Genomic DNA, 26,871 nt, shown 5'->3' on the forward strand with positions numbered 1-26,871 from the left:
TGTGGCGGGGGCGTGAGAATGAGCGCCTCCGCGCGAGCCGCTCGATCATCTGCTTGATCGCTTCCGCCTTCCATGCTCCGGCTTAATCCCTGCTGCGCCGGTATCGATGTGATCATTTCAACTAAACGCGCGATGATGGGCACGCTCTTATCACTGAACGACGAGGGCTTGCTTAACTCTTGAAATCAGAACGCGGGAGCCGTCGGCGGTGAAGTGCCCATAGTCGAATTGGACTGGGTCTCCGCTGTTTGTCCACACCACACAATCTGGATTGCACATCGTCTTATAGGTAGAGATGTATGTTGCCCCGCTTCCGGCCAATGCGTCTTGAATGTCCAGACCGATGTGTTGTCGAGGCACCAGATGATCGGCGGCTTTAAATGGTTGCTTGTCGTAGAGACTGTGTGCGAGCAACCGCGGCAGGGAAGATTTATACTCTGCCACTGGTCCGAAGACGACGATCTTTTTGGCAAACGGTGATAGGTAATCCACCGTCTTTCTGATGAGTTTCACGTCATCTTTTGTCCAGCGTCCAGCCAATACGAGAACATCGACTTTATGGCTCGGCAAGAAATCCTTGAACATGTAGTTCATGAGTTCAATGCAGCGTTCCTCGCCTTCGGCGTCGAGGGTGGGACGACACCCTGATGCGTTCGCTTGAATGACATTGGCCCCCGAAAGCGCCCTTAGCCCGGGATATAGATGAGCGGCGTGACTATCACCGACAAGCGCTATGTTTTGCTGATTGTTTGATAGAGCCAGGCAGGCATCACGATCATATTTTTCGATGCCGTCGTTTGACGTGAGGAAGCATTGTCCACTGCGAAAGGCTTTCGAAGGGTCGTAGTCAGCAAATTCCGCCACCCGTTCAACAGCCGTGTTGTCCTCTTTCATTTGATCGGCAGCGAGTTGCCCGACAAATGCCAGCATTGCTACGGATGCGATTGAAGCAGCTCCGGCGGCTACGGACACGAGAGGTCGGTATCTCATTGTTCGGAACGGCGTTTCGACAAATCGCCACGAAACATATGCGACGATGAAACTCAAAGCGATCGGCACCAATTGCCAGCCATGCTCCCAAGCTCCGTACTGGTTCGAAAACACCCAAATCGGCCAATGCCACAGATAGAGGGAGTACGAGATCAAGCCTATAGCAGTGGCGACCCTCAATGAGAGAAGCTTGCTGACAAGGGTGCTTGGGCCCGTCCAGATGATCAGCGCCGTGCCTGCGGTCGCGGGCAACGCCGTCAATCCGGGAAACTCGGACGTCTTCGACAGCAGCAACGCGCTGAGGCAGATGAGCAAAGCACCGATTGCCGAAAGCACATCGTTGATCCGCGCATCAGAGAATTTCGTCAGTGCCGGTCCTGCGATGAGAGCGCCTACGAGCAGTTCCCACGCGCGATACTGTACAAGATAAAAGGCTGCGGAGCGGTTGATTGGAACAGTGATAATGGAAGCAATGATGCTGACCGCAAAAAGCCCCGCTATGGCCATCCCGGTTGCCCTGCGCCCATATCGGCTTGCCAACATGACGATCAGTGGAAAAAAGACGTAGAACTGCTCTTCGACCGACAACGACCATGTGTGCAGAACTGGATTGAATTCCGAGGAATCATCGAAATATCCAGTTGTAAAATAGAAATAAGCATTTGAGGCAAAAAGCGCGGAGGAAGTGACAGACTTAAAGACCCGCAAGCTTTCGTCAGGCAGCATCGTAAAATAAGAAGCCGCCATCACAACGGCATACATGACCACGACAGCGGGAAGAATTCGTTTTGCGCGGCGACTATAAAAGTTGCCAATCGAGAATCGGCCATCCCCAACGTCAGCAAGAATGATTTTCGTAATCAGGTATCCCGAGATCACGAAAAAAATGTCCACCCCGATAAATCCACCGGGGAGAATGCGGTCAAATCCACAGTGATAAAGAATCACAAAAATTACGGCTACGGCACGCAGGCCGTCGATATCTTGACGATGCGTAATCATTTGGGCCTCGATATTTGGCCTCCCAGGATTTCGTACCGTGAGACCGGTCAATATGCAATCAGCATCAGGGTGAAATGAAAACTACTCGCCTTAGACGGGCTTCTGTCCACAGCGAGAAACGGCCTCGAGAGTCGGCGGAGGGGCCGCAAGGGTCATCGGTGTTTTCGGAGTATTGCTTATTTTACCATTCGTCCGATGAAGCTGGCGAGAAGGAGAGCGATGTCCATCCGCTTCTCATTTCGACGGTGATTCGACTAAAGGGCACATTTTACAGCTGCCTTTCAACGGTTCCACAACTCAGGCCATAAGGCTGACGGGCGATTTAACATTGACTGCCGAAACGCAGCGCGGCATTGCAAGGACGGCTTGCAGGCCAAATTGGGCGAACGTGTGACCAACAGAGTGCCGGAAGGCGATCCCAGGGCAGAGCACGCAGCTGGACGGACACAGTTTCAATCGATGTGGCCGGGACGTCATGGGTCTATTTACATGGATTTCTCAGCGGTCGTTCAGTTTAGGATAATTTCCAGATATTCAAACATCCGCCACACGACCCCTCATTATTAGAAGCTGTAACCGTATCGAATGGAGATCCGATGCCCGCCATCTCGCGAAAGAAAATTCACGGTGCATCTACGCGGGGACAGGTCATCGACGGCGCTCCGGACATCGGCGTCGCCTATCAGGTGTTTTCCGATACGGTGGTCGAAGACGTGATCGTCAAGAATTCTCCCCGCGGCTTCAAATTTCACAATGGCAGGAATCTCGTCATACGGCGCTGTGAGACCGAGAATGTGAACGGCGACGGCATTTACCTAACCATGACGTCGGACGTGTTGCTGGAGAACAACCGCGTCGGCCCGGCGCCCGGCCAGGGGGCGGATTGTTGCCAATTCGCCTACGAAAACGACGATCGCAATGTGAGCTCCAATGTGGTGGTTCGGGGCAACCTTTTTCTTCAGTCGCCGACCAGCACATCCAACAAGGGGGCGCTGGTTTGCGGTAGAACGCGACAATACCTTGTTGAATACAATTTCATCGGGGGGAAAAATTTCTCCTTTTCATCGATCGGCGACGATGCCGTCGTGCGCAGTAACGTCATGCGCGACGGGAAGATGAATGATTATTCCTTCGGGTATGGGGTTGGCGATCAAGTCGACCATGCTGGCCACCATGTTTATGACAACAGGATCGAGAACAGCAATCGTGGCGTGAGTTTGAGCGGTTACTCGGACCAGAGCCTGGCATTTCGCAAAGACATGGATATCCACGATAACGTGATCAGCGAATGTGAGATTGGGTTTTTTGCCAATCGGCCGTGGTCTGGAAGCTTTCGACGCAACATATTCTTGCGGTGCAAGCAGGACATCTTTCTGAAAGGAAACGGCAGAGCGACTGCGGGGGAAATCGAAGACAACTATCTCAACGACGGCAGCTTTCTGAACGTCACGCCGCCGCCGCTTCGCGTCAAGCCGGACGGAAAGGCTTCCGTTTCCTCCGGCGAATGGACATCCGAGCCCGACGAAATCCGCATCCAGTGGCGGAACAAAGGGATCGATATATCAGGCGCCAACCGGCCCTCCATTGCGATCGAGCCTGGCATGGAATTGTCATGCGTATTGCTGGCCCGCAAGGGGCAGAATTGGATGTTGGCGATTGCCGAGACGGCCTATGACGATTTCACGCCGCGTGCATGGCAAGAAAACATGCTGCCTTGGCAGAAGCGCTATCTCTCTATTTAATCGCCACACTGAGGCCAGGCGGAGCCTCCGTGAAGCCTCCGCGTCTCAAGCCTCACGCGGTCTCCGGTTTGCCAACAACCTCGGACGCAGCTCGGAGAGTGCAATCACCGTGTGTGGCCAGAGAATAAAGGGTGCGAGCATCATCCCTGCCTCTGTCATGGATCCAAGCATGATCAGGATGATAATCACGATCTCCTTCCGTCTGGCGCCCGATTGCTCTTGATCGGATTCGACGATTGTCATCTTCCGGAAAAGACGAGTCACCAAAAACACAACCCATGCACCGACACCGGGAATGCCGATATTGAGGGCAAGTTCGAGATAGGTGTTGTGCGTCGACCGCGCGTCGAACGTCACCTTGACATATTCCTCCATGACATCAGGCTGGCGGAACATCGCAAAGCCGTAGCCGGTTATGGGCCTATCCCATATCAGCGGAAACAGCTGTTCCCAGATGTTGGTGCGCCCCGAGAAAGTAAGGTCTTTGCCGAAAGCTTCAGCAACGGCAGAGGCCACACCTAAATAAATGAAACTGGCCGCAAAACCCACAAGAAGAAACAGCAGAGCGACGACAAATGAGCGAAAAAGGCGATTTGGGTAGACGTGGATAATCCGGATAGCATACAGCATGACACTGCCGAACATCGTCAATACAACCGCTGTCGAGGACTTTGTCGCTACAATCAAAGCGAGGAGGCAAAGCATCGCAGCCCATCGAACAAGCGTGCTGTAACGAAGTCGACCTAGCTTCTGCGTCGACAACAGGCAAACAAAGCTGACTGAGCAAAATTGTCCCAATGTATTCTTGTGGTAAAACGCTCCCTTTACCATACCGGCATAGCTGCCGCGCATGATTGCAAATTGCGGGAAAGCGGCAGTATAGAGAACATTGATAAATGCCGCCGCGATCGCAAAACGCCCCAGGATGCGAAATGCTTCCACGTTGCCATAGCGCGCGCGATAAAGAAGCGGCGGGACCGCAAGAACGATGACGGCGGCCAATCCCTTTAAAGATGCACCTTTGTCAATCGAGAAGACGATTGATGTCAGACAGGAAATGGCAACGACCCCGATGAGCGGTGAAATCCTTGAAAAGGTTCTTATGAATTGCCGTTGTTCCAACAGAAAATACAGACCGGACAATGGGATAAGGCTGTAAAGCATTAACTTCATCGGAAGCGGGTCTACCGACGCGCCATCATCGAAATTTGCAGGCAGGCCGTACCACATGCCGGTCGCCCGCCAAAGCGCCGCATAAAATGCGACAGTAAGAACCAGCTTCGCCAGCACGTCTCGCCTGACGCGCCATCTGGACGCAGTGCGCCGACGGTGGCTGCCTTGATAATAGTCTCGTGCTATAGACGCGTCTTGTATCGCCATTAAGAGCTCTTCTATCTCATGTTCGGGGATGTTCCTATTCGAAATAGGACTGAGCCAAAATCACAATTTACCTCTGCCGGACTCTGTATGCGACATGAAATCATCGACACTGGTTTCTGTCTACAATCCATCACAAATCGATACGGTTCGATTGGTTCGCCACTCCCACAATCCAAAACAGCCGGCACGTAGCTCTTTTGCAGTGTGTGTGGTTGGCGTGCAATTCATGAACCAGATCAATAAGTTATTGCTTCAATTTCTGCTTAAGCCGCCATGTGGGCGCCACTCTAAGCCATATTATTCGTCGAATCCAGTTTGCTAAACCTTCCAATATGTCGCGCCAACTGGTCCTAGCCATCCGCTGCCACACGCTCGCAACTGCGTAACGCCACTGTCATTCAATGTGGGTATGATCTTGTCCAACTTCCCCGGCGGGTACGATCGCGCTCCTGACACGCACGCCGGGAGGTTGGCTGTTGTCGCCAATCGAAACTTCGTTCAGCTCGCGGAACCAAAGACCGAACCCGCCGTTGATAGCCATGCCCAACCGTGTCCGGGAGGCAGGACAGACATGGCACGTCAGACATTCTGGAAAGGTTATCTCAAGCTCTCGCTCGTCACCGCCGCGGTCTCGCTGACGCCGGCGACGACCGAAAGCAACAAGGTCCGTTTCCATGTCCTCAATCGCCAGACGAAGAACCGCGTCGAAAGCCGCTATGTCGACAGCGTCACCCACAAACCGGTGGCCGAGAGGGACCAGGTGAAGGGCTATCCGCGCGGCGACGACGACTATGTTCTTCTCGAAGACGAGGAGATCGAGGAGGTCGGGCTCGAAAGTACCCGCACCATCGAGATCGACACTTTCGTGCCGCGCGGCTCGATCGATTGGATCTGGTACGACAAACCGCATTTTCTGGCGCCCGAGGACAAGGTCGGGGTGGAAGCCTTCTGCGTCATCCGCGAGGCGATGAAGGCGAATGAGGTCGTCGGCATCGCCCGCCTTGTCCTTTATCGTCGCGAGCGTGCCGTGCTGCTGGAGCCGCAAGGCAAAGGCATCGTTCTCTGGACCCTGCGCTATGGCGACGAGGTGCGTGATCCCATAGCCGAACTCGACGATAAGACCGAGATCGACAGCAAGCTGCTGACGCTGATGACGCAACTGGTGAAGGAAGAGACGAAGGATTGGAGCCCGAGCATGGTGCAGGACCCGGTCCAGAAACGCCTGAAGTCGATGATCCGCGGCAAGCAGAAGAGCCTGAAGAAGGCAGCGCCCGTGGCAAAACCCGCACCGGTGAAATCGACCGGCAACGTCATCAATATCATGGATGCGCTGAAGAAGAGCCTGGCCGCGGAAGGCGGACGCAAGCCCCACTGAACTCGGGCATCGCCCCCATGCGCGCGCCCTTCGGCCAATCGCCTTCGCTGGTGTTGCGGCTTTTACAGCCGCGCCGACCTTTTGACGACAGCCGCCCGCGTGGGGCTCCGGGGTGAGCGTGAAATTGCATTTCGCCTCATAGGTTTCGAGAACTACCTCAGCTTGCCTTCTTGCTGCGGCTGTCGCTGCGCGCCGGCGCCTTCTTCTTCGCCAGGGCCTTCTTTGCTGGCGCCTTGCCGCTCATCTTGGCACTCTGGCGCAGTGCCTCCATCAGGTCGACGACCTTGCGTTCCGGGGCCTGTTTCTTCTTCGGTGGCGCCCGGCCTTCGATCTTAGCCCTCACCAGTTCGACGAGGGCAGCCTCGTAGCGATCCTCGTACGTGCTCGGTTCGAAGCTGCCTTGTTTGGTGCCGATGATATGGCCCGCAAGCTCGATCATTTCCTTGTCGAACTTGATGTCGGGGATATCCTTGAAGACCGTATCGGCCGAGCGCACCTCGTGGTCGAAATTCAGCATCGTCGCGACGATGTAGTCGTCATGCGGACGGATCAGCAGCGTCCGGATTCGCCGGAAAAGCACGGCTTCGGCCAGAGCCGCGACCTTGCCGTCACGCATGCCCCTGGCGATCAGCGACAGCGCCTCGTCATGTTCGTCGACGGGCGCGAGATAGTAAGGGCGGTCGAAATATAGCTTGTCGATATCGTCGAAGGCGATGAAAGCCTTGATATTGAGGACCTTGTCGCTTTCCGGCATGATTTCGGCGATCTCGTCGCCCTCGATGACGATGTAGTCGCCATTCTCCATCTGGTAGCCCTTGACCTGGTCGCCCCGCTCGACCGGTTTACCGGTCTCGCTGTCGACGAATTGCCGTTCCACCCGGTGGCCGGTCCTGCGGTTGATAATGTTGAAGGAGACGCGGTCAGAGGAGGAAACAGCGGTGTAGAGCCCGACGGCGCAGGCAAGGTCGCCTACCTTCAGATGACCCTTCCAGCTTGCCCGAGCGGCCATTCCATCCTCCGTCGCAAATCAGAGCCGGCTGCCGCTCTTGTCGGTTTCGAGTTCCTGAAATGCCCAGCCGCGGCCGTCGGGTGCGGGATAGGCGAGCAGCGCATCGCCATTGCCGATCTTCTGGCGCGATGCGGCGTCCTTGGCATGGACAATCGCTTCATCAGCTGTCGCATAGGTTTCCGAAAGCGTGTCGCCGAGCTTATAGGCCCAGCCATTGTCATGCGGCACGACCTGATAGGTGATATCGGCCATTTCGGATCTCCTCTTCTCAACTAAATAGGGTGCATGATGTCGTCGGCTAGTTCCGCTTTGATTTGTGCCGTTCATCGAGTGCAATGATCTTCTCCAGCGATGCGATATCCTCGCTGGTGACGACGGGAACCGGATCGGCAGCGATGGCTTCCAGCACCGCCTGTGAGACGGCGCCATTTCGGATCGCCCATTCCAGCGTTTCGCGGGTTTCCCGCTCGGCCTTCAACTGCGCATAAAGCGCAACGATCAGCCGATCGCGAGCATCCATCCGCCGGCCTTGGTTATCCATGCTGCGGACGTCAGGCATCGCAATCCACCTTTGTCACTGATTTCGTTCAGGTGTATTCAACTGATGACGGATGGAAAGGTTCCGAAACCCAGGGGCGGCGTTTGCCATTGCCGCCTCGGGCGGAAATCACCATCTGCAAGATATTCGCAAGAGGATTTCAACATGGCCGATCTCAAGGCTCGTCCCCGCCCGACCGGCGCCACCGCCGTTCTCGGCCGTACCGGTTTCCCGCACGTCACCTCCGCCACCAAGGGCGAGATCGATATCGTCACCGCGCCGTCGCAGCCGGGTTTCAATCCGCTCGATCTGCTCTATTCCTCGCTCTCGGCCTGCCTGGTGCTCAGCGCCCGCATCGCCGCCAGCCAGATGGGCGTTCTCGACAAGATCAGCGAGATCACTGCCGAGGTCACCGGCGAGAAGGCGGCGGAAGGCCTTTCGCGCGTCGCCAAGTTCAACATCGCCTTTTCGATCAAGGGCGATATCGACGAGGAAACCCGACAGAAAATCGCCCATGCCGCCGAAGACGAGATCTGCACGGTGAGCAACACCATCCGAGGCAATCCCGAGTTCTCGACGACGATATCGGCGTAATTCTGTATCTACATAATAATTATAGACAATAGAGAGCGGAGGATTGCGTGACCAATGCCCGGCTTCTATGCTCGGGCATCGAAAGCAATGATCCCGGCCACCATGCAGCCCAAGCCTCTCCCGACGTCTGAACAGCCCGTCGTCGCCATCATCGGCGGCGGTGTCTCCGGCGCCGGCGTCGCCTATCATCTCGCGAGAGCCGACTGCGGCGAGCGCCCTGCCATCATGGTCTTCGAGCCGCGCGCCGAACTCGGCCGCGGCCTTGCCTATGACACGGCCGATCCGGCCCACCGCATCAATGTTCCCGCCGCCAAGATGAGCCTGCAGCCCGATGACCTGGGCGAATTCCTGGCCTGGATCGAAGCCCGCGACGCCGTCGCCGGCGACCCTGAGGCCAGGCAGCCCGATGGCTCGCTCTTCCCCCAGCGCCGGCTCTTCGGCGAATATGTCGCCTCGCTGCTGAAGCCGCTGCTGGAAGACGGTAGCGTGCGTCATTGCCGCGCTGCGGTGACGGCTGTCGAAGCCCGTGCCGGCCGTTGGTCGATCCGCGACGACAGAGGCGGCGTGACGGAGGCCGATATCGTCGCGATCGCCACCAGCCATCCGCCGCCGGCAGCCCCCGGCCGGCTTGCGACCCGGCTTGCCGCCCATCCCCGTTTCGTCGCCGATACCACCAAGCCGGGCGCGCTCGACGTGGTCCGCCCGCATGACCGGGTGCTGGTCATCGGCAATGGCCTGACGGCTGCCGATGTCATTGCCTCGCTGGCGCAGCGCGGGCATGACGGTTCGGTGACCGCGATCTCGCGCCGCGGTCTGCGGTCTCGCGGCCATCCGCCGGTACCGCAGGAGCTCTTCGGCGATTTCGTCTCCAATGCCGCCCATTCGGCCATATCGTTGTTGGCAGCGATCCGCACTGCCATAAAAGCGGCGAAGGCAGAGGGCATAAGCTGGCATGGCGTGATCGATCAGGTGCGGGCGCAGGGATACGATCTCTGGCAGGCGCTACCGGTTGCCGAACGACGCCGTCTCGTCCGCCATCTGCGTCCCTATTGGGATGTGCATCGCTTTCGCATCGCCCCGCAGGTCGAGGCCGTGCTCGACGCAGCGATTGCCTCGGGCCGCCTGGATATCCTGGCCGGGTCGGTTGCCGATGCGCGCATCGAGGGCGAACTCATTCTTTGCACCCTGCAGCCGCGTCAACAGCGCCAGCCGCTGGAGCGGCGCTATGACGCCGTCGTCGTCACCACCGGCCCGGCGCATGGTGGCATTCTCGAAACCCAGCCCTGGCTCGCGGCACTTGCGGCAAGCGGCCACCTATCGCTCGATCCGACCGGCCTTGGCCTTGCCTGTAACCAGCATTCGCAAGCGATCGGCCCGTCCGGACATGCAGATCCTTCGCTGCTGATCTCCGGCCCGTTGGCACGCGGCACGTTCGGCGAGCTGATGGGCCTACCGCAGGTGACCGAGCATGCCTTCTTCATCGCCGGCGAGATCGCCGAAAAGCTGCGGACCAGCGCGACGAATAGGCATCCTGCCTGATTTTCCACCAATATGTCGCTCTTCGACTGTCCCCGGTGAGCGACTTCTGATAGTCACTCGGCCACCAATTCCCGCCCGGCATTCGGGCGACCAGAAATATCGAGACCATGTCGCAGGCTGCCTCCACCCTTTCCGAAGCCTCGCCTTCCAATCGTTTCGCCCTCGCGGCGCTGCTTCTCGGCGGGGCGGCGATCGGCGGCTCGCCGATCTTCGTCAGACTGTCCGAGGTCGGACCGATGGCGACGGCCTTCTGGCGCGTGGTGCTGGCGCTGATCCCGATCCTCGCCGTCTCGCTGCTGAAGAAGGATGCGGGGCCAAAGCCGCAGAGCCTTTCCGACTATGGCATGCTGATTCTGCCAGGCGTCATGCTGGCGCTCGACCTCGGCGCCTGGCACCTTTCGCTCACCATGACGTCGGTCGCCAATGCGACGCTGCTGGCCAACCTCGCACCGGTTTTCGTCACGCTGATCGCCTTCCTCTTCTTCAGCGCGAGGATCAGCCGCATCTTCATGCTCGGACTTGCCGTGGCTCTCTCCGGCCTCGTCATTTTGAAGGGCGGGCCCGCAGCCATTGGCAACGGCGATTTCAGCGGCGATGGCATCGCGATGATCGCCGCCTTCTTCTATGCCTGCTACATCCTGGCGATCGGCAGGCTGCGCAGCCGGTTCGATACGATCCGCATCATGTTGTGGAGCACAGCCTGCGCTGCGGTCTGCATCTTTCCGATCGGCCTGATCTACGAGGGCCATATGCTGCCCGCGACCGTCTACGGCTGGTCGATCGTTTTCGGCCTGGCCTTTATCAGCCATGCCGGCGGGCAGGTGGCGATCACCTATGCGCTGGCCTATCTGCCGGCGGCCTTTTCCTCGCTGACGCTGCTGTTGCAGCCGGTTGTTGCGGCCATTCTCGCCTGGGCGTTGCTAAACGAGGCGATCGGGACGATGCAGGCGCTCGGCGGCGCCGTCGTGCTGGCCGGCATAATGGTTGCCCGCCGCGGTTGATCGTCAGCGATTTTCCTGCAGCAGCCATTTCTGGATGATCGGAATGTCGGCATCGCCGAGATCGTGGCCGCCGGGGATGACGTCGGAATCGACGGTGGCGCCTGAACTCTTCAGCCTCTCTTCCAACTCGCTCGCATATTTGCCGTAGGCATCCGTCTTGCCGCTGATGACGAGCAGGTCCGTGCCTTTCAGATCGGCATGCGGATAGTCGCTGAGCACAGGCATGGAGCGCAGCAGCACCGCCTTGTGAACCAGGTTCGGGTGCAGGTAGAGCAGCGAGTTCAAAAGGTTGGCGCCATTGGAGTAGCCGACATAGACGACCTTCTGAGGATCGAGCCCGTAGGATTTGACAGCGCCCTCAATGAAGGCCGCGAAGGCCTCCGCCTCGGTCTTGATGTCGTTCTGGTCGAAGGAGAAGGGAGTAATGCGCTTGTACCAGCGTGGAAACCCTTCCTCCGTCGCCCGGCCGCGCACGCCGAGCAGCGTCGCCCGCGGCGCCGCCTTGTTCAGCAGCGGCATCAGCGTCGTCTCATTGCCGCCGGAGCCGTGCAGCAGCACGAAGACGCTGCCATCGGGATCGGGGGGCGTATAGAAACGATGGACGAATGGCAGCTCGCGATAATTGATGCGCGGCTGACCGGGCATTGAAAATTGCGGCAGCATCACCTTCAGGTCATGGAGATTGGTGATGGCTTCGGGTGGCGCGAAGAGCTTGCCCCCGAGGGCGGCGTGCTCTTCGTCCACGGTCATGCCCGGCTTGTCGGTCGCAAGCTCCACCAGCGTGCCGCCGGGCTCGCGAGCATAGAGCGAGCGGAAATATTTGCGGTCGTGCATATTGGTCGGCGACGCGTCGGTCGCTTCCAGCGCCTTTCGCACCGAATGCAGCGCCTCCTCGTCGGCGGCGCGGAAGGCGACGTGATCGACCGTGCCGGTGCCCGGCGCACCGGACCAGAAGCCACGTGCATCGCGCACGTCGATAATGTCGCCGGACTGCGACACCAGCCTGTCGATCGTGCCACGGCTGGCCTGCAAACGGTAACCGAAATGGCTCTCGAGGAAGCTGCGGCTTTCGGCTGGCTTCTCCGTCAGCATGGTGGCGCCGCGCACCCGCTGGATGGCATGCTCGACCGGGATCGAGGCGCCGTCCCAGGCGGCCGGCGATACCAGGTTCTTTGCGCCTGCGAGCTTGAGGATGATGTTATCTGGGTCCTTCAGCCGCAGGACGGGCTCACCGAATTCGTCGGCCGGGCCCCCTGAGCGCAGGCCGAAACTCATGGCGCGCGTCAGCCAGTAGCCGATGCTGGCAGGGTCGATCGACAGCGATATTTCGCTGATCTGGCCATAGCCGGCCCGGCCGGGCGCGCCATCTTCCCAGGCGAGGAAGGTCAGCAGCGACCCCGGCGTCCCTGCCGCATCGCCATAGAAGAGATGAAGTTGCGTCGCGTCCTCGTAACCGGCTGTCTGCTTGACGAGCCGCATGCCGAGAAATCCCGCGTAGAAGTCCACGTTCGCCTGCACCTTTCGGGTGACGGCCGTGACGTGATGTATGCCTGATACCATCGAGAGCAGTCCTGATTGAAGCGGCGTCGTCAGGAGCGCGAGTATGAGAGCTGCGAAGGTCATACCGTTGCCAATGACGATCGCTTAGTTTTGTTCCGCACAAAGCGCAAGCGAATCGCCGCGCTGCAACAACTCCAAATGTTCAACATCTTCGAGCGCCTCTTCCAGTTGCTGCAGGGTCGGCGGCTTGACCATATAGGCGCGCGCGCCGAGATTTCTGGCCCGTCGCATGTCGCTCTCGTCGCTTGACGTGCTGAGGATGCAGACGGGAATTTGCTTGAGGCGGACGTCGGCTGAAAGCGCATGCAGCACCTCGAAGCCGTCCATGATCGGCATGTTGATGTCGAGCAGCATCAGGTCGATCTGCGGCACATCGGCGATGCCTGCGCGTTCTTCGAGCAGCCGCATTGCCTCGCGTCCGTTGGTGGCGACATGCAGGTTGAAATTCACCTTCTCCCGCCGCATCAGCTTGATCTTCAGAATCTGGATGTCGGCCGGGCTGTCTTCCACCAGCAGCACCTCGGCCAGCCTGCCCGAACCTTCGCCTGGCTGCTCCGCCGGCTTGGCGCTGTGCGGGATGACCGATGCGGCAGGCGGCGTGGACCTCACCTCGGCGAGCGGCACTTCGAGAATGAAGGTGGCGCCCGGCCCATTTTCTGCCTCGCACCAGATCGAGCCGCCATGCATCTGCGCGATGCGGCGGCATATGGCAAGGCCGAGCCCGGTGCCTTCGATGCCACGACCGACGAGGCGCTTGAACGGCTGGAAAATCAGTTCGCGATGCTCCGGATCGATGCCAGGCCCGTTGTCACCCACGGTGAGGCGGCAGATATCGCCCTGCGCTTCGCCTATGATGCTGATCTCCGGAACCTTCTGCTCGCAATAGCGGATGGCATTCGACACCAGGTTCTGCAGGAGCTGGGTCAGCAGCGTCGCATCGCCCATGACCTCCGGCAGCGCCCCGCGGATGATGACGGCGCCGCGGCTTTCGGTCTGCTGACGCAGATTGTCCTCCACCTGGTCGAGCACGGCCGATAGCGAGACCGGCCTGAGCTCCAGCCCGCCGTAGGCCTCGAGCTTGGTGAAACCCGAGACTTTGACGATCAGGTCTTCCATATGGTCGGCGGCGCTGAGTACGTAATCAAGCAACTCCCGGTCTTCGGCCGGGAGCGCGGCAGAGCCGTGCAGGATGCGGCTGAAGGATTTGATCGTCCGGAGCGGCTCCTTCAGATCATGGGCCATGGCGCGAGTGAAGATCTCCAGCGATTGTCGCTTCTGCTCCAGCTTTGCTTCCAGCATGCCGTGCATGATGGCGTTCTGGATGCAGCGATGCAGTGTTTCAGGCGAAAGCGAATCCTTTGTCAGATAGTCGCGTGCCCCGCTCTTCATCACCTCGACGGCGACGGTTTCGTTGCCCTGGCCGGTCAGCATGATGACGTTGGCGGCGGGGTCATCCTCCAGGATATCGGCAAGAACGCCGAGCCCGTCGCGCCCCGGCAGCGAATAGTCGAGCAGGATGCAGTCCGGCCGTTTCCGGCCGTTCAGTGCAAGGCCCTCTTCGCCCGTCTCCGCCTCCACGACGGTATAGGCGGTGCTGGAAACGCGGCCCAATATGCGGCGATAGACCTCGCGATCGTCGATGTTGTCGTCGATGATGAGAATGGAGCAGTGTTCCGCCAATCTGTCAGTCCTCGAGCGGCAGGATGGCGATTTCGAACCAGTATTCCTTCAGCCGCTGGATCGCGGCGAAGAGCCCGTCGAGATCGACCGGCTTCTGCACATAGGTATTGGCGCCGAGCGCATAGCAGCCTTCGATGTCACGTTCGTCGTCGGAGGTCGTGAGGATCACCACCGGGATCTTGCGCCAGCCGGCATTCGACTTGATCGCCTCCAGCGTCTTGCGGCCGTCAAGGCCCGGCATGTTGAGATCGAGCAAGATCAGTCCCGGTTTCGGCACCATTGAGGCGAGCATGTCGAGCGCTTCCTGACCGGAAGCCGCCCAGCGGATCGAGTTGCGCAGGTTGGTGCGTTTGAAGGCGCGCATCGTCGCTTCGAAATCGTCTTCGCTGTCTTCGACGATCAGGATCGGTTGCGTGTCACGCTGCTGCATTTTGCCCCTCGCGCTTTTTTCCCAAGGTGAAATAGAATGTTGTGCCGGTGCCGACCTCGGATTCCAGCCAGATATCGCCATTGTGCCGCGCGATGATCTTGCGCACGAAGGTAAGGCCTGCTCCGGTGCCGTCGTCGGAATCCTGCGACTTTTCCAGCCGCTTGAAAATGCGGAAAATATCCTCGTGGAATTCCTGCGGAATGCCCTTGCCGTTATCCTTAACGAAAAACACGTTGCGGGCAACCGTGCCGTCCTTGCCGACGAAACGGTCGAGGTAACCGATCGAGACGAGCGGCGCCGGCTTGTCGTTGTATTTGATCGCATTGGTAATGAGATTGCGGAACACTTCGGTCAGCCGCGGCGCGTCGCAGACCACCTCCGGCAGCCGGCCGTCAATGATGACCTTGGCATGCCGCTCCTCCAGCAACAACTCCATCGTCGCGACGACATCCTTGACGATCAGGCCGATGTCGGTGCGTTTGACCGCCAGCTGCTGACGCCCGAGCCGGGAGAAATAAAGTAGGTCGTTGACGAGTTTCTCCATGCGTTGGCTGAGACGCACGAGCCGGTTCAGCCGGCGCACGCCGTCCTCGTCGAGCTTGTCTTCATAGTCCTCCAGAAGGAAGCGGGAGTGGTTGTGCAGGCCGCGCAGCGGCTCTTTGAGATCATGCGAGGCGATATAAGCGAATTCATCGAGGTCGTGGTTGCTGCGCTCGAGCTCGGCCGTATAGGCCTCGAGCTGGGAAAGCGTCGTTTTCATCCGTTCTTCCTGCCGGACGCGCTCGCTGATGTCGCGCACGATACCGACGAAGGTCTTTGTCTGGCCGGTGACGACGGCGCTGATGGAAACATCGATCGGAAAGACGATGCCGTTCTTGCGTCGTCCGGAGACCATGCGCGTCGTGCCGATGATGCGCTCCTCGCCAGTCTGCCGGTAATGGGCGAGATAGCCGTCGTGCTCGGAATGGTAGGGTTCGGGCATCAGCATCTTGATATTCCGGCCGATCGTCTCCTGCGGGGAGTAGCCGAACATGCTTTCAGCCGCCGGATTGAAATTCTTGATCGTTCCACGCTCGTCGATGACGACGACGGCATCAGGGGTGCCGCGCACCAGCGCGCCGAAGCGGACGCGCTCGCCTTCCAGGTGATGGGTGTTGCGCATGAAATAGTAGACGAGGAGCGCGATCAGCCAGAGCGTGGCAGCCGTAATAGTGCGGTTGGCGATCTCCTGCCAGAACGCCGCCTCATTGTGCCTGACGGCGAAAAAGCCGAGCATCAACAGCACGGTGCAGGCAAAGGCGAAGAAAAGCGGCGCATTTCTGTTGCCGAACCAGAGCGCCGTCAGCACCAGCGGCACATAGAGAATGCCGTTGGCGACACCCAGCGGCGTATAGAGATCGACGAGAAGGCCGGTGAAGCAGACCGCAGCCGGGATCCAGAGCGGGATCTGCGCCCGGTTTGCCGGCTGCATCCACCAGGAGCGGGCGAGAAGCCCCGAGCCGAAGATCACGATGCCGATCGCCGTATGCAGCGCCATTGCCGCATAGGGACCCCAGCGGTAACCCTGTTCGGCGTCGGTGACATAGCCGGCCAGCGCGATCATGCCGAGCGTGACAACGACATAGCTCGTCAGTTCCTGCACCACCTGGCTCTTTTTCTCCATGTGGAGCGAGAGCAGCAGCGAAAGATTGGCGATCAGGAAGACCAACGCCGTGTTCGGTCCCATGCCGCCGCCGATCTTGGCGATGAAATCGGGCGGAACCAGGAAGCGCGTGATCAACACGTCGACATTGTGAAAAGTCCGCCCGATCGTGACGATTTCCACGAGCCGGGCCGCAGCGATCGCCGCCGCAAGCCCCGCCGTGATCGTTGCCGTCACGCGAAAACGGCGGGCCGCCAGTGTCGAGGCGGCAAGCCCCACGCCGGAAAGCACGAAGCACAGCGCGGTGTTGAAGGCCATCGACGGAAAGCCGGGAACCAGCGAAATGACAATCTCGACCTGCAGCAGCCAGCCGGCAAGGGCAGTCAAGCCGAGAAGGAACATCAGGCAGCCGACCGCAATCGCAAAGGCACGGTAGTGCCGCCTTGGCTGATCCTGCAGGTCCACGTTGCCCTGATCCTGCACCCGTGTGTCCTCCTTCGGTTCGCGCGGCCATCTTTTCCGAAATCGAGGAATACTCAATAGGCAAGGCGGGGCGGTGCCACGCTTTTTGCGAAATGATCTGCGATGAGGTATATCGAATTTCAGTGGAACCGCGATATGGTGATGTCGAAGGACAGCGAGGTTCATTCGAACAATATCCAAATTTCGGTGCTAGATGACCACCCTATTTTATGTCGACGACAGCAAGGATGACCTCTTCTATCTCGACTATATCTGCAGAAAGCAGCAGATAGACGTCGATCTATTCTGTTTCTCCGCAGCCGAAATGGCGCTGGAGGCGCTGGAGACGCGCGCGGCGGAAGGCAAGACACCGCCTGACGTGCTGGTCGCCGATCTCTACATGCCACTCGATAGCGGCATCGGCCTGATCACTCGGTTGCGCCTGGATGATCGTTTCAAGGCGATGCGGCTTGCTATCTGCAGCGGATCGGATGCTGCCGAGGACCGCGCGCGCTCACTCGATGCCGGCGCCGATGTCTATCTGGAAAAGCCACTTGACCTTGCCTCGATCATTCTCAATCTTGAGATGTAGAATACGGCGAAAGCCGGATGACCTGTTCCCCCTCATTCGTCCAAGCCATATGACGAACCGCAATTGACAAGGTCGAGGACGCATCACAAGATGCAACCGGAGCGAAGAATATGGAACGCAAAATAAGCGCTGAGAGAACCGATCAACCCGCGTTCGCCGCCACGAACATCAGCCAACCCCTTAGCTGAATGGGTCTATCGGCTCTCTCGCGCTTACGTCTGGCACTGCCTTCTCGCATTCATGGATGTTGAATGCAGGAAGAATACGATACCCAGGTAAGAACTACTGCCCCTCAGTAAAATCTGCCCGTGCATCACCTGTCGTTGAGATAATTGATGATTTCCGCCTTACATATCGAAAGTCCCCGTTTTCGATATCCCTCATCAACCGTCTCGCAATTTTTGTAGCTCTTCGCGTTTAAGACGTATATCCCAAGATTTCGGGATTAGAGGTATTGGCGGGAGGAGAGGAAGAGTTGGAATGAGCAATGCCCCGGCAATTCCCTTTCATGCCGGACCGGAGCTTAGCCGGGCGATCAACCGCACCGATTTTTTCCGTCTGCTGAAGTCGGCGGCGCAGCATTACAACTTCAACAATTTCGCGCTTGCCCGCATTTCCGAGGCTTCGGCCCCTTTCGGTGAACGTGATATCGTCATCACCAATGTCGCTGAGCGACGTGTCGGCCTTTTCATCACGACGTTGAAGGAAGCGCTCGGGACCGTCCGGGCAAAGAGCGCCCAGTTCCTGGCAACGCCGGTCCATGGCAGGAGCGCACAGCCGGAAGCTTACCCGTCCAATCTTGTTTTCAACGAATTCCTGAGCGGCGTCTTTCTCTTCATCCCGCTATTTACGCCGGAAGGGCGGCGATATTGCCTCGTGCTCAGCGGCGAGCGTCAGGAGCCGGATCAGAGTGAGATCGCCGACATGCTTCTCGACGCCATGCGCATTTTCGACAAGCTCTACGAGGAAATCCTGACGCCGGAAATGTCCGGACGGCTGACCCAGCGCGAATCGGAAATCGTCAAATGGACGAGCGAAGGCAAGACGTCGGCGGAAATCGCCATCATTCTCGGTCTGTCCGAACATACGGTCAATTCGCACATCACCGCGGCCGCGCGCAAACTTGACGCTGTCAACCGCGTTCATATGGTGGCGATCGCCTTGAGGAATGGTTTGGTTTCGTGAAGTTGGTTTCGGGATTGGGGAAATGAGACGATGATCACCGAAACGAGCCGAAGGAACACTGTCAAGGTTCTCTTTGTCGATGACGAATTCATCGAATTCCGTGCGCTCAAGAAGAAGATCGCCGATCTCTCCGAGCCGGCCGTCGAGGTTGAATATTCGCCATCGATCGGTGACGCGCTGGAAAAGATCCGCTTGGCGCGCTTCGATCTCATCCTGCTCGACAACCGCCTGCTGCCCAATGCCGATTTCCGCGAAACGGTGCCGGAGCTGCGGGGCATCGGTTACACCGGCCCGATCGGCGTTGTCTCGACCGATATATCGGGCGGCTATTTCCAGGAATTCCCGGATTACGGCGTCGATTTCCGCATCGGCAAGGACGAAATCGATGCCCAGGCGCTGCAGCACATCATCCGCGAATATGTGACCTATGACGTCCCGGATTTCTGGAAGGACGATTACAGCATCTAACCATCATGCGATGGGAAGGCGGATGATGAAACAGCTGCCGCTTGCATCCGAATGTTCGAGGCTGATATCGCCGCCAAGCGCCGTCAGAAACTCCCGCGCCGTCGTCAGTCCGAGACCGGCGCCCTGGACTGCTCCCGGCTTCGGCAATTTCCAGAACGGCTCGAATATCCGCTCCCGATAAGCCGGATCGATGCCCATCCCATTGTCGGCAATCCGGATGAACCAGTCCGTCCCCTCGCGCTCCGCGGCAATGGCCACACGCGGCGACACTTCGCTGCGATAGGTGAGGGCATTGGTCAGCAGATGCCGCAGCACCAGACCGAAGAGGGCAGGGTCGGTACGGATGGAAGGCAGGCCGTCGCTTTCAAGCGTTGCCTCACGGACCGCCGTCTCATCGGTCAGTTCGCCCCAGACATTTTCGGCCAACGCCTGCAGATCGATCTCTTCAGGCGTCACCTGAGGTGTGCCACCGGCAAGGCTCATCAACGCCTTGGTGAGACGCTGCGCCGTCTGCGCCTTTTCCATGATCATCCGGAGGCTCTGAAGCTGTTCGCCGTCGAGCGTCTCCTCGAGATCGTCGAGCAGCAGCTCGGCATACATGGCGATATGGCGGAGCGGCGATTGCAGGTCGTGCGAGGCGGTTGCGAGAAAACGCTTGATGCGCTCCTCGCTGTCTCCGGCAACGGTGGTTTCCGGCGGTCTCGTCGGGTCGGATGACATCTGGCGGTTTCCCCGATCTCAATTGCAGCGCCGCACGTCTTTTCAGACGCGCTAAGGACGCTCTAACACTTTGAATTGGCACATAATGCAGCAGCCGACAATAGAAAGAGGGCGCCGGCTCTGCAACCGGCGCCCTCTTCAAAGATGCGTTAAAAACGGGGATTTAGCTCGCGGACTTGCGCGGGCGACCCTGTTCCGGCGGGATGATCTCAACTGCCGCATCGGTTGCCGGTGCCTTGGCATGGCGGCGGCGCCAGTCGCCCAGGAAGAGCAGGATGGGTGCTGCGATGAAGATCGACGAGGCGCCGGCCACGAGAATGCCGAAGACCATCGGGATCGCGAAGCTCGAGACGGCACTACCGCCCCAGATCGCCATAGGCACCAGGGCGAGGAAGGCCGTCGCATTGGTGTAGAGGCTTCGCGCCAAGGTCTCGTTGATCGACTTGTCGATGATCTCGCGCAGCGGCATCGACTTATAGAGTCGCATATTTTCGCGCATGCGGTCATAGACGACGACCTTGTCGTTCACCGAGTAACCGACGAGCGTCAGAATGGCGGCGATCGCTGTCAGATTGAAGTCGAGGCCGGTGATCGCGAAGAAGCCGATCGCCTTGGTGACGTCGAGCACCAGCGTGACGATGGCGCCGACGGCAAACGGCCATTCGAACCGTACCCAGATATAGATGAGCATCGCGAAGCTTGCGATCACGACCGACAGGATACCGGCCCAGGCAAGCTCGCCGCTGACCTTCGGCCCGATGACGTCGGTGCCCTCGATGGTGGCGGTCGGATCGATTTTGGCGACTTCGGCCTTCAGCTTGGTCACCGCTGCCGTCTGTGCCTCTTCGCCGCCTTCCTGCCGTTGGGCACGAACGAGAATGCTGTTCTTGTCACCGAAGGACTGCAGCGAGATTTCGCCGAGACCAAGCGTGTTCAGGCCTTCACGGAACGTCGCAAGATCGGCCGGGGCGGTGGTCCTGACGGCCATCTGGATGCCGCCGCGGAAATCGACGCCGTAGTTGAGGCCGGGATGGATGAAGAGCACGACGGAGGCGATCGAAAGCAGCGCTGAGACGGTGATGCCGAAGAAGCGCGCCTTCATGAACTGGATGTGCTTGTCATAGGGGCTGAACGGGATCAACGGCCGGATGTTCAGCACCTTGAGCTTTCTGCGGCGGGTGATCTCGATCATCGCCACACGCACGAAGGCGACCGATGTGAACATCGAGATGATCAGGCCGAGCGCCATGGTCACGGCAAAGCCGCGAACCGGTCCGGAGCCGAAAAAGAACAGGATGGCCGCAGCGATCAGGGCCGTCATGTTGCCGTCGATGATGGTCGAATAGGCACGGCGGAAACCGGTGTCGATGGCGGCGAAGGCGCTCCTGCCCTTGCGCGTTTCTTCGCGGATGCGCTCGTTGATGAGGACGTTGGCGTCGACCGCGAGGCCGATGCCGAGCACGACACCGGCAATGCCCGGTAGCGTCAGCGTCGCACCAACCAGCGTAAGCGCCGAGAAGGTCAGGATCGTGTGAATCAACAGTGCGATATTCGCCAGGAAGCCCCAGGTGCCATAGAGAACGAAGATGAAGACTGCGACGAGGACAAAGCCGACGATGCCGGAATAAATGCCCATCTTGATCGCGTCGGCGCCGAGGTCGGCGCCGACGGTGCGCTCTTCGATGACCGTCAGCTTGGCGGGCAGGGCGCCGGCGCGCAGCATGGCCGCCAGCGTCGTGGCGCTATCGGCCGAGAAGCTGCCGGAGATCTGGCCGGAACCGCCGGTGATCGGCTCGCGGATAACAGGCGCGCTCAGCACCTTGTCGTCGAGGACGATGGCGAAGGGATTGCCGACATTCTGGCGGGTGATCTCGGCAAAGCGGCTGGCGCCGGCGCTGTCGAAGCGGAAGCTGACGATCGGCTCATGCGTGTTCGGGTCGAAGCCGACGCGGGCATCCGAAAGGCGGTCGCCGGAGATTTCGACGCGGTCGAGGACCGGATAGGATCGGCCTTCATCGTCCTTCAGCATGGTCACGCCGGGTCCGGGCGCATTGTTCGGCGCCAGCATGTGGAACGACATCTTGGCGGTGGAACCGAGAAGTTCGCGCAGGCGTGACGGATCCTGCGCGCCCGGAAGCTGGACGAGCACGCGGTTGGCGCCGATGCGCTGGATGGTCGGCTCGGAGACGCCGACCTGGTCGACGCGCTGGCGGATGACTTCGAGGCTCTGCTGGACGGCATTGTCGACATTGGCGGAGATGCCGGCCGGCGAGAAGCCGACGGTGATGGTGGCGCCGTTCGCGGTGACATCAAGATCGGCCTGGCCGGCGCTGAGGCCGGTGCTGATCGGGTTGGCGAGCGTCTTGAGTTCGGTGACGGCAGCATCGCTCTGTGAGGCATCGGCGAGCGTCACGACGATCTGGTTCTGGCTGCGGACCACGGCTTTCGGCTGGATGCCCTTTTCGCGCAGCACGCGGCGCGCGTCCTGAAGCAGCGATTGCAGCCGCTCCTTGGTCAGGTCGGCTTCGTCGACTTCCAGAACGAGGTGCGAGCCGCCGCGAAGGTCGAGGCCGAGCGACACCTGCTCATGCGGCAGCCAGGCCGGCACGCGCTGGAGGACGGATTGCGGCAGGACGTTCGGCAGGGCGATCAATAGGCCGAGTAGGATGATCACCGTATAGGTGAACACCAGCCATGGTGAAGTACGCATGTTGTATTCCTTGATATCGAGGGCCGGCGCTCGGGCGCTGGCGGCATGTCGTCAATGTCGGAAGCGCCGATCGGCGCGAGCGTCAGGCAGCGACCGGCGGTGCGCGCGGCTGATGGGTCCTGGAGACTGCGGCGTGAAGCGAAGCTTCGAATGCCGGAAAAGCGGCTGATATGTTCCAGCCGGCGAAATCAAGGGCCGGAGCGGCGGCAAGGGCAGGCGAGCCGGCGTCATGTGCCGTCTGCTTCGGCGCAAGCTTGCGCTCCGTGGCAAGCAGCCCACGCACGGTGTCGCGCGCAGTCAACTGCGGCGGCTGCGGATCTCGACCGGAAGAGGAAAGCGTATTGACGGCAGCGGCTGGCGAGATCACCAGATTGCCGCCGAAAAGCAGGCCGAGATAGGCAAGGATGGCGACGAGGAGAGAAGCGGCGATACGGCTCGTCAGACGGTGCTGGTCCAGCTCCATCTTCTCCGTCCCGGCGATGTCACTCCCGTATCGGCTCAAAAGCGCGCCAATCTCTCATTCTCTTTCCGGCGGAGGGTCGTCCGTCGGCATAATTGTATCAGGCCCATGCCCGTCTTCATAGGGTTCACTCTCATGATGCACTTGGGCGAGCCGGTCAACCATGCCAAGCGCGATTTCACGCTCGCCCATGATGACGGTGTCGGCGCCATAGAGCTTCAGCTCATCGACCTCGGCGTCGGAATGGGCGCGGGCGACGATGAGGATCGATGGATTGACGCTACGGGCCTGCTCGGCGATGCGGCAGGCCTCGAAGGCGTTGGGGATGGCGATGGCAATGCTGCGGGCGCCGGAAAGATTGGCAAGGTCGAGCGTTTCCCGCATCACCGCATTGCCCGCCAGGGTTTCGATACCCTGCACCTTCAGCTCGCCGATGCGCTTGTCGGAGTCCTCGATGACGAGAAAAGGTGTGGCTGACGACTTGAGATTCTGTCCGACGATGCTGCCAACCCGCCCATAGCCGACCAGAATGGCGTGGCCGCTGAGAGCGGTTGGGTGCACCTCGTCGTCTTCGGGCGGCATCTCCTCCTGCGCTGCTATCGCATCCGCAGCGGGAGCAGGGTCCGCCACGACGTCTTCGCGCTTTGCACCATCCAGCAGCGGCCGCATGCGGTCGCAGAGGAAAAACAGCAGCGGATTGAGGATGATCGAGATGATGGCGCCGGCAAGGATCAGATCGCGGCCTTCCTCCGGCAGCAGTCCCAGTTCGACGCCGAGGGCGGCGAGGATGAAGGAGAATTCGCCGATCTGGCCGAGGCTGGCCGAAATCGTCAGCGCGGTGCCGAGCGGTTTCTTGAAGGCGAGCACGATCAGGAGCGCTGCGACTGACTTGCCGATGACGATGATGAAGATGGTGGCAAGGATCGGCAGCGGTTTGTCGATCAGGATGTTCGGATCGAACAGCATGCCGACAGAGACAAAGAACAGCACGGCAAAGGCGTCGCGCAGCGGCAGGCTTTCCTGTGCTGCGCGATGGCTGAGCTCGCTTTCGGCAAGCACCATGCCGGCAAAGAAGGCGCCGAGCGCCAGCGATACGCCGAAGAGCTTTGCCGCTCCGAAGGCGACGCCGAGCGCGATCGCCAACACGCCAAGCCGGAAGAGCTCGCGCGAACCGGTATGGGCGATGCGGTGCATCGTCCATGGAATGAGCTTACGACCGAAGACCAGCATCAGCGCCACGAACAGCGCCACCTTGACCAGCGTCATGGCTATCATGCCGCCGATGCCGAGATCGAGGTCGAACAGGCGGCTCAACGCGGCCGAGAGCGGCTCGACGGGAGCGTGACCCTCACCGCCGATGCTGGCTGCGGCCGGGATCAGCACCAGCGCCAGCACCATGGCGAGATCCTCGACGATCAGCCAGCCGACGGCGATCCTGCCGCGCTCCGTCTCGACGAGGCGCCGCTCCTGCAGCGCTTTCAACAGCACAACGGTGGAGGCGACCGAAAGCGCCAGGCCGAAGACCAGACTGCCGCCGGTCGGCCAGCCCATGAAGGCGCCAAGCCCCCAGCCGAGCAGTGTCGCAAAGGCGATCTGCACGATCGCGCCGGGCACGGCGATGCCGCGCACCGATAGCAGGTCTTTCAGGGAGAAGTGCAGCCCGACGCCGAACATCAGCAGAATGACGCCGATTTCGGCCAGCTCCGGCGCAAGGTTCTGATCCGCCACATAACCTGGCGTATGTGGCCCCACAAGCACGCCGGCGATGAGATAACCGACGAGCGGCGGCATCCGCAGCCGATGGGCGAAGGCGCCGAAGATGAAAGCCAGCACGAGGCCGCCGACGATTGTCGAAATCAAGGGCGTATCGTGTGGCATTGCTGTCTCCCGATCTGGAAATCCCGTTCGTAATATGACATATATGGTCTATATCGACCAATATGGGCAACTTGAAATCATGGGTCAAGGCGCAAGGGAAACAATTCTCACTCCCCCTCTCTGTCGCGCGGCGCGCGGACTGCTCGACTGGACTCAGACCGATCTTGCCGAGAGGGCTGCCGTCTCGCGCAGCACCATCCGCGATTATGAAGGCCGGCACCACGACATCCACCGCGCGACGGAGGCGCAGCTGCGCCTCGCCTTCGAGGAGGGCGGCGTCAAATTCGTGGAGATCGAAGGGGCAGGCACCGGCCTTTGCCTGCCTGATCCAGCCGGCTGAACCGGCTCAGGGTGCCAGGCAGGTGGCTGAGACCTTGTAGATGGAAAGCGCCTTGCCCTTGTAGTTGCCTTCCGTCGGCTGCCAGTTCTTCAGTACCTCGGGCGTCTCGGTGGCGCAGGTGAAGGGCCTGTCCGTCAGGAAAAGCACCTTGCCGGTGATGTCGGCAGGCAGAGCGAACTCCTGCTCGTAATAGCTCTCCGGAAGGCCCGCGGGCGCTCGCGCATAGATCCTGTAGGTCGCATCGCGGAGCGTATAGAAAAGATCGGCGACCATGTCGCGATTGTCGGTGACGATGATGTCGGTGCCGGCCTGAGCTGCGAGTGCTGCGGCCTCGCGGCTGACTTCGGCGCGGCCGAGATAGCGCTTCATCAACTCGTCGCCGTTCGGCAGCAGCAATTGATGCGGAAAGATCGTCGCCAGCGGAAAAAGCAGGCTGGCGATGCCGTTGATGGTCAACGACAGCTTGAGCCCCTTCGGCCACATCCGGTAAAGCAGCCAGACGGCAAGGATGGTCCCGGCGACATAGGCGGTCACCGCCCAGTTGGCATAGGCCTTGGCGACGGTTGCCTGAAGCGTGATGAGCACCACCACCGGCATCGACAGCCAGATCAGCATCTTCTCGCGGTCGTCGCTCCTGCCCTTGATCATGTGATAGACCGCCCAGAGCATCGCGAAGAAGATGATCGGCCCGACGACGCCGAACTGGGCGGAGAAGAATTCAAGCCCGCGACGGACATTGATACCGAGTTCGCTCCAATGGGCGATATCCTGCGTATGCCGCACCGTCGTGTTGTCGTGCTGCAGGTTCCACCACAGGTTCGGCAGGGCGACGACCGCCGCGACCGCGACCGCGATGATGCAATCCCGGATGGCGATGCGTGCCGCCGGAATGAGGAGGAGGGCAAGCGCGCCGCCCGGAACGACGAACAGCACGGCATATTTCGTCAGGAAGGCGAGGCCGACGCTAAGGCCCATGACGAGCGCCAGCTCGACCGAGCGTCGCTGCGTAAGGCCGAAATAGGCAAGCAGCGCGATCGCGATGAAGAATAGCAGGATCACGTCGGTCGAGAAGAACACCGAAGAAAGCGCAACGCCGGGGAGCGTGATGTAGGTGGCGCCCGTCCAGCCTTCGACCTCCGGCCCGACGAAACGTTTTGCCGTCTTCATCAGCACCAGTGCCGCCGCCATGTGGATCAGCGGTCCGAGCAGTCTGATCCAATAGATGGCGTTGGAGCCGGAAAGCTCGGTCATCGCCCGGATCACCCAGGCAATCATCGGCGGCTTGGAATAATAGCCGAGATCGAGATTCTGCGACCAGAACCAGTACTGCGCCTCGTCGACGAAAAGGTCCGTCGCATCGAAATTGAGCGTGACGACGCGCCAGAGCGTGAAGCCAAGAACGATGAGGAGACCAGATCTGGGGGACATGAACCGATAGTTCCGCTGACATGAAAGGCGCGAGTGCGATACACCAAAGGTGTCGGACTGCCAACGGGGAAGGGTGGATCTAGCGCATCGGCCCGAAAATCGGAATCGATTTTCGGAAAGCACGATGCGTAGATTCAAAGTGTTAG

23 protein-coding genes are annotated in these 26,871 nt (G+C 59.8%); 9 read left to right on the forward strand and 14 right to left on the reverse strand.

Annotated elements, in window-relative coordinates; all coding sequences use genetic code 11:
• Positions 1–150: 150 nt before the first annotated feature.
• Entirely contained in the window at positions 151–1,992 is a 1,842-nt protein-coding gene (locus tag ACD590_RS01675) for an acyltransferase family protein (RefSeq protein ID WP_047622551.1), read from the reverse strand.
• 596 nt (positions 1,993–2,588) lie between these two features.
• Here ACD590_RS01675 and ACD590_RS01680 point away from each other — a divergent pair.
• Positions 2,589–3,734, forward strand: coding sequence for a right-handed parallel beta-helix repeat-containing protein (locus tag ACD590_RS01680; RefSeq protein WP_439002021.1), 1,146 nt, complete (start codon positions 2,589–2,591; stop codon positions 3,732–3,734).
• Positions 3,735–3,779: 45 nt separating this feature from the next.
• Here ACD590_RS01680 and ACD590_RS01685 read toward each other — a convergent pair whose 3' ends face one another.
• Entirely contained in the window at positions 3,780–5,114 is a 1,335-nt protein-coding gene (locus ACD590_RS01685; protein WP_047622549.1) for an O-antigen ligase family protein, read from the reverse strand.
• A gap of 571 nt (positions 5,115–5,685) precedes the next feature.
• Between ACD590_RS01685 and ACD590_RS01690 the strand changes: the two genes are divergently transcribed.
• Positions 5,686–6,489 (forward strand): Ku protein, encoded by an 804-nt coding sequence (locus tag ACD590_RS01690; RefSeq protein ID WP_439002022.1) that lies wholly within the window; start codon positions 5,686–5,688, stop codon positions 6,487–6,489.
• Positions 6,490–6,646: 157 nt separating this feature from the next.
• Here the strand turns inward: ACD590_RS01690 and ACD590_RS01695 are convergent, their stop codons facing one another.
• Genes ACD590_RS01695 through ACD590_RS01705 form a run of 3 tightly spaced genes read right to left on the reverse strand, consistent with a single transcriptional unit; the run spans position 6,647 to position 8,057 of the window.
• Entirely contained in the window at positions 6,647–7,498 is an 852-nt protein-coding gene (locus ACD590_RS01695) for a Ku protein (protein ID WP_439002023.1), read from the reverse strand.
• A gap of 18 nt (positions 7,499–7,516) precedes the next feature.
• A complete protein-coding gene (locus ACD590_RS01700; RefSeq protein WP_018244775.1) occupies positions 7,517–7,750 on the reverse strand; it encodes a DUF2188 domain-containing protein in 234 nt (77 codons plus the stop codon).
• Positions 7,751–7,796: 46 nt separating this feature from the next.
• Entirely contained in the window at positions 7,797–8,057 is a 261-nt protein-coding gene (locus ACD590_RS01705; RefSeq protein ID WP_247265628.1) for a hypothetical protein, read from the reverse strand.
• A 144-nt stretch (positions 8,058–8,201) separates the two neighbouring features.
• Here ACD590_RS01705 and ACD590_RS01710 point away from each other — a divergent pair, with 144 nt between their 5' ends.
• The 3 genes from ACD590_RS01710 (at position 8,202) to ACD590_RS01720 (ending at position 11,170) form a co-directional block, all read left to right on the forward strand.
• On the forward strand, positions 8,202–8,630 hold the full coding sequence (locus tag ACD590_RS01710; RefSeq protein ID WP_247265629.1) for an OsmC family protein: 429 nt from the start codon (positions 8,202–8,204) through the stop codon (positions 8,628–8,630).
• 54 nt (positions 8,631–8,684) lie between these two features.
• The gene (locus tag ACD590_RS01715; protein WP_439002024.1) at positions 8,685–10,169 is read left to right on the forward strand and encodes an FAD/NAD(P)-binding protein; all 1,485 of its coding nucleotides are present in this window, start codon (positions 8,685–8,687) and stop codon (positions 10,167–10,169) included.
• Between the two features lie 107 nt (positions 10,170–10,276).
• A complete protein-coding gene (locus tag ACD590_RS01720) occupies positions 10,277–11,170 on the forward strand; it encodes a DMT family transporter (RefSeq protein ID WP_439002025.1) in 894 nt (297 codons plus the stop codon).
• Positions 11,171–11,173: 3 nt separating this feature from the next.
• Here the strand turns inward: ACD590_RS01720 and ACD590_RS01725 are convergent, their stop codons facing one another.
• The 4 genes from ACD590_RS01725 to ACD590_RS01740 are packed head-to-tail and all read right to left on the reverse strand — an operon-like array spanning position 11,174 to position 17,130.
• Positions 11,174–12,793: a VOC family protein gene (locus ACD590_RS01725; protein WP_439002026.1), complete on the reverse strand. Its 1,620-nt coding sequence runs from the start codon at positions 12,791–12,793 to the stop codon at positions 11,174–11,176.
• A 21-nt stretch (positions 12,794–12,814) separates the two neighbouring features.
• Entirely contained in the window at positions 12,815–14,410 is a 1,596-nt protein-coding gene (locus ACD590_RS01730; RefSeq protein WP_018244781.1) for a response regulator, read from the reverse strand.
• 4 nt (positions 14,411–14,414) lie between these two features.
• Positions 14,415–14,840 carry a response regulator gene (locus ACD590_RS01735; protein ID WP_018244782.1) on the reverse strand — a complete coding sequence of 142 codons (426 nt, stop codon included), beginning with the start codon at positions 14,838–14,840 and terminating at the stop codon, positions 14,415–14,417.
• Entirely contained in the window at positions 14,827–17,130 is a 2,304-nt protein-coding gene (locus ACD590_RS01740) for a sensor histidine kinase (protein ID WP_018244783.1), read from the reverse strand. The genes ACD590_RS01735 and ACD590_RS01740 overlap by 14 nt, the downstream gene beginning before the upstream one ends.
• 28 nt (positions 17,131–17,158) lie before the next feature.
• Here ACD590_RS01740 and ACD590_RS01745 point away from each other — a divergent pair, with 28 nt between their 5' ends.
• The 3 genes from ACD590_RS01745 to ACD590_RS01755 all read left to right on the forward strand — a co-directional run bounded on the left by ACD590_RS01745 (position 17,159) and on the right by ACD590_RS01755 (position 19,189).
• Complete coding sequence (locus ACD590_RS01745; protein ID WP_018445831.1) at positions 17,159–17,536, forward strand: response regulator; 378 nt, start codon at positions 17,159–17,161, stop codon at positions 17,534–17,536.
• A 480-nt stretch (positions 17,537–18,016) separates the two neighbouring features.
• Complete coding sequence (locus tag ACD590_RS01750; RefSeq protein ID WP_018244785.1) at positions 18,017–18,721, forward strand: response regulator transcription factor; 705 nt, start codon at positions 18,017–18,019, stop codon at positions 18,719–18,721.
• A 30-nt stretch (positions 18,722–18,751) separates the two neighbouring features.
• Positions 18,752–19,189, forward strand: coding sequence for a response regulator (locus ACD590_RS01755; protein WP_018445830.1), 438 nt, complete (start codon positions 18,752–18,754; stop codon positions 19,187–19,189).
• Positions 19,190–19,192: 3 nt separating this feature from the next.
• Here ACD590_RS01755 and ACD590_RS01760 read toward each other — a convergent pair whose 3' ends face one another.
• The 4 genes from ACD590_RS01760 to ybaL form a co-directional block, all read right to left on the reverse strand.
• The gene (locus ACD590_RS01760) at positions 19,193–19,909 is read right to left on the reverse strand and encodes a sensor histidine kinase (RefSeq protein ID WP_018244787.1); all 717 of its coding nucleotides are present in this window, start codon (positions 19,907–19,909) and stop codon (positions 19,193–19,195) included.
• Between the two features lie 163 nt (positions 19,910–20,072).
• Positions 20,073–22,619 carry a protein translocase subunit SecD gene (gene secD / locus ACD590_RS01765; protein ID WP_018244788.1) on the reverse strand — a complete coding sequence of 849 codons (2,547 nt, stop codon included), beginning with the start codon at positions 22,617–22,619 and terminating at the stop codon, positions 20,073–20,075.
• An 82-nt stretch (positions 22,620–22,701) separates the two neighbouring features.
• On the reverse strand, positions 22,702–23,082 hold the full coding sequence (locus ACD590_RS01770; protein WP_018445829.1) for a hypothetical protein: 381 nt from the start codon (positions 23,080–23,082) through the stop codon (positions 22,702–22,704).
• A gap of 54 nt (positions 23,083–23,136) precedes the next feature.
• On the reverse strand, positions 23,137–24,957 hold the full coding sequence (gene ybaL / locus ACD590_RS01775; RefSeq protein ID WP_018445828.1) for a YbaL family putative K(+) efflux transporter: 1,821 nt from the start codon (positions 24,955–24,957) through the stop codon (positions 23,137–23,139).
• 34 nt (positions 24,958–24,991) lie between these two features.
• On the opposite strand from ybaL, the gene ACD590_RS01780 reads away from it, so the two are divergent.
• Complete coding sequence (locus ACD590_RS01780; RefSeq protein ID WP_018244791.1) at positions 24,992–25,297, forward strand: helix-turn-helix transcriptional regulator; 306 nt, start codon at positions 24,992–24,994, stop codon at positions 25,295–25,297.
• A gap of 6 nt (positions 25,298–25,303) precedes the next feature.
• Here ACD590_RS01780 and ACD590_RS01785 read toward each other — a convergent pair whose 3' ends face one another.
• Positions 25,304–26,725: an ArnT family glycosyltransferase gene (locus tag ACD590_RS01785; protein WP_439002027.1), complete on the reverse strand. Its 1,422-nt coding sequence runs from the start codon at positions 26,723–26,725 to the stop codon at positions 25,304–25,306.
• Positions 26,726–26,871: the final 146 nt, after the last annotated feature.

Origin of the sequence: Rhizobium sp. 862_C5_N1_2, from assembly GCF_051811205.1 — a bacterium.
Taxonomy (GTDB): domain Bacteria; phylum Pseudomonadota; class Alphaproteobacteria; order Rhizobiales; family Rhizobiaceae; genus Rhizobium; species Rhizobium leguminosarum.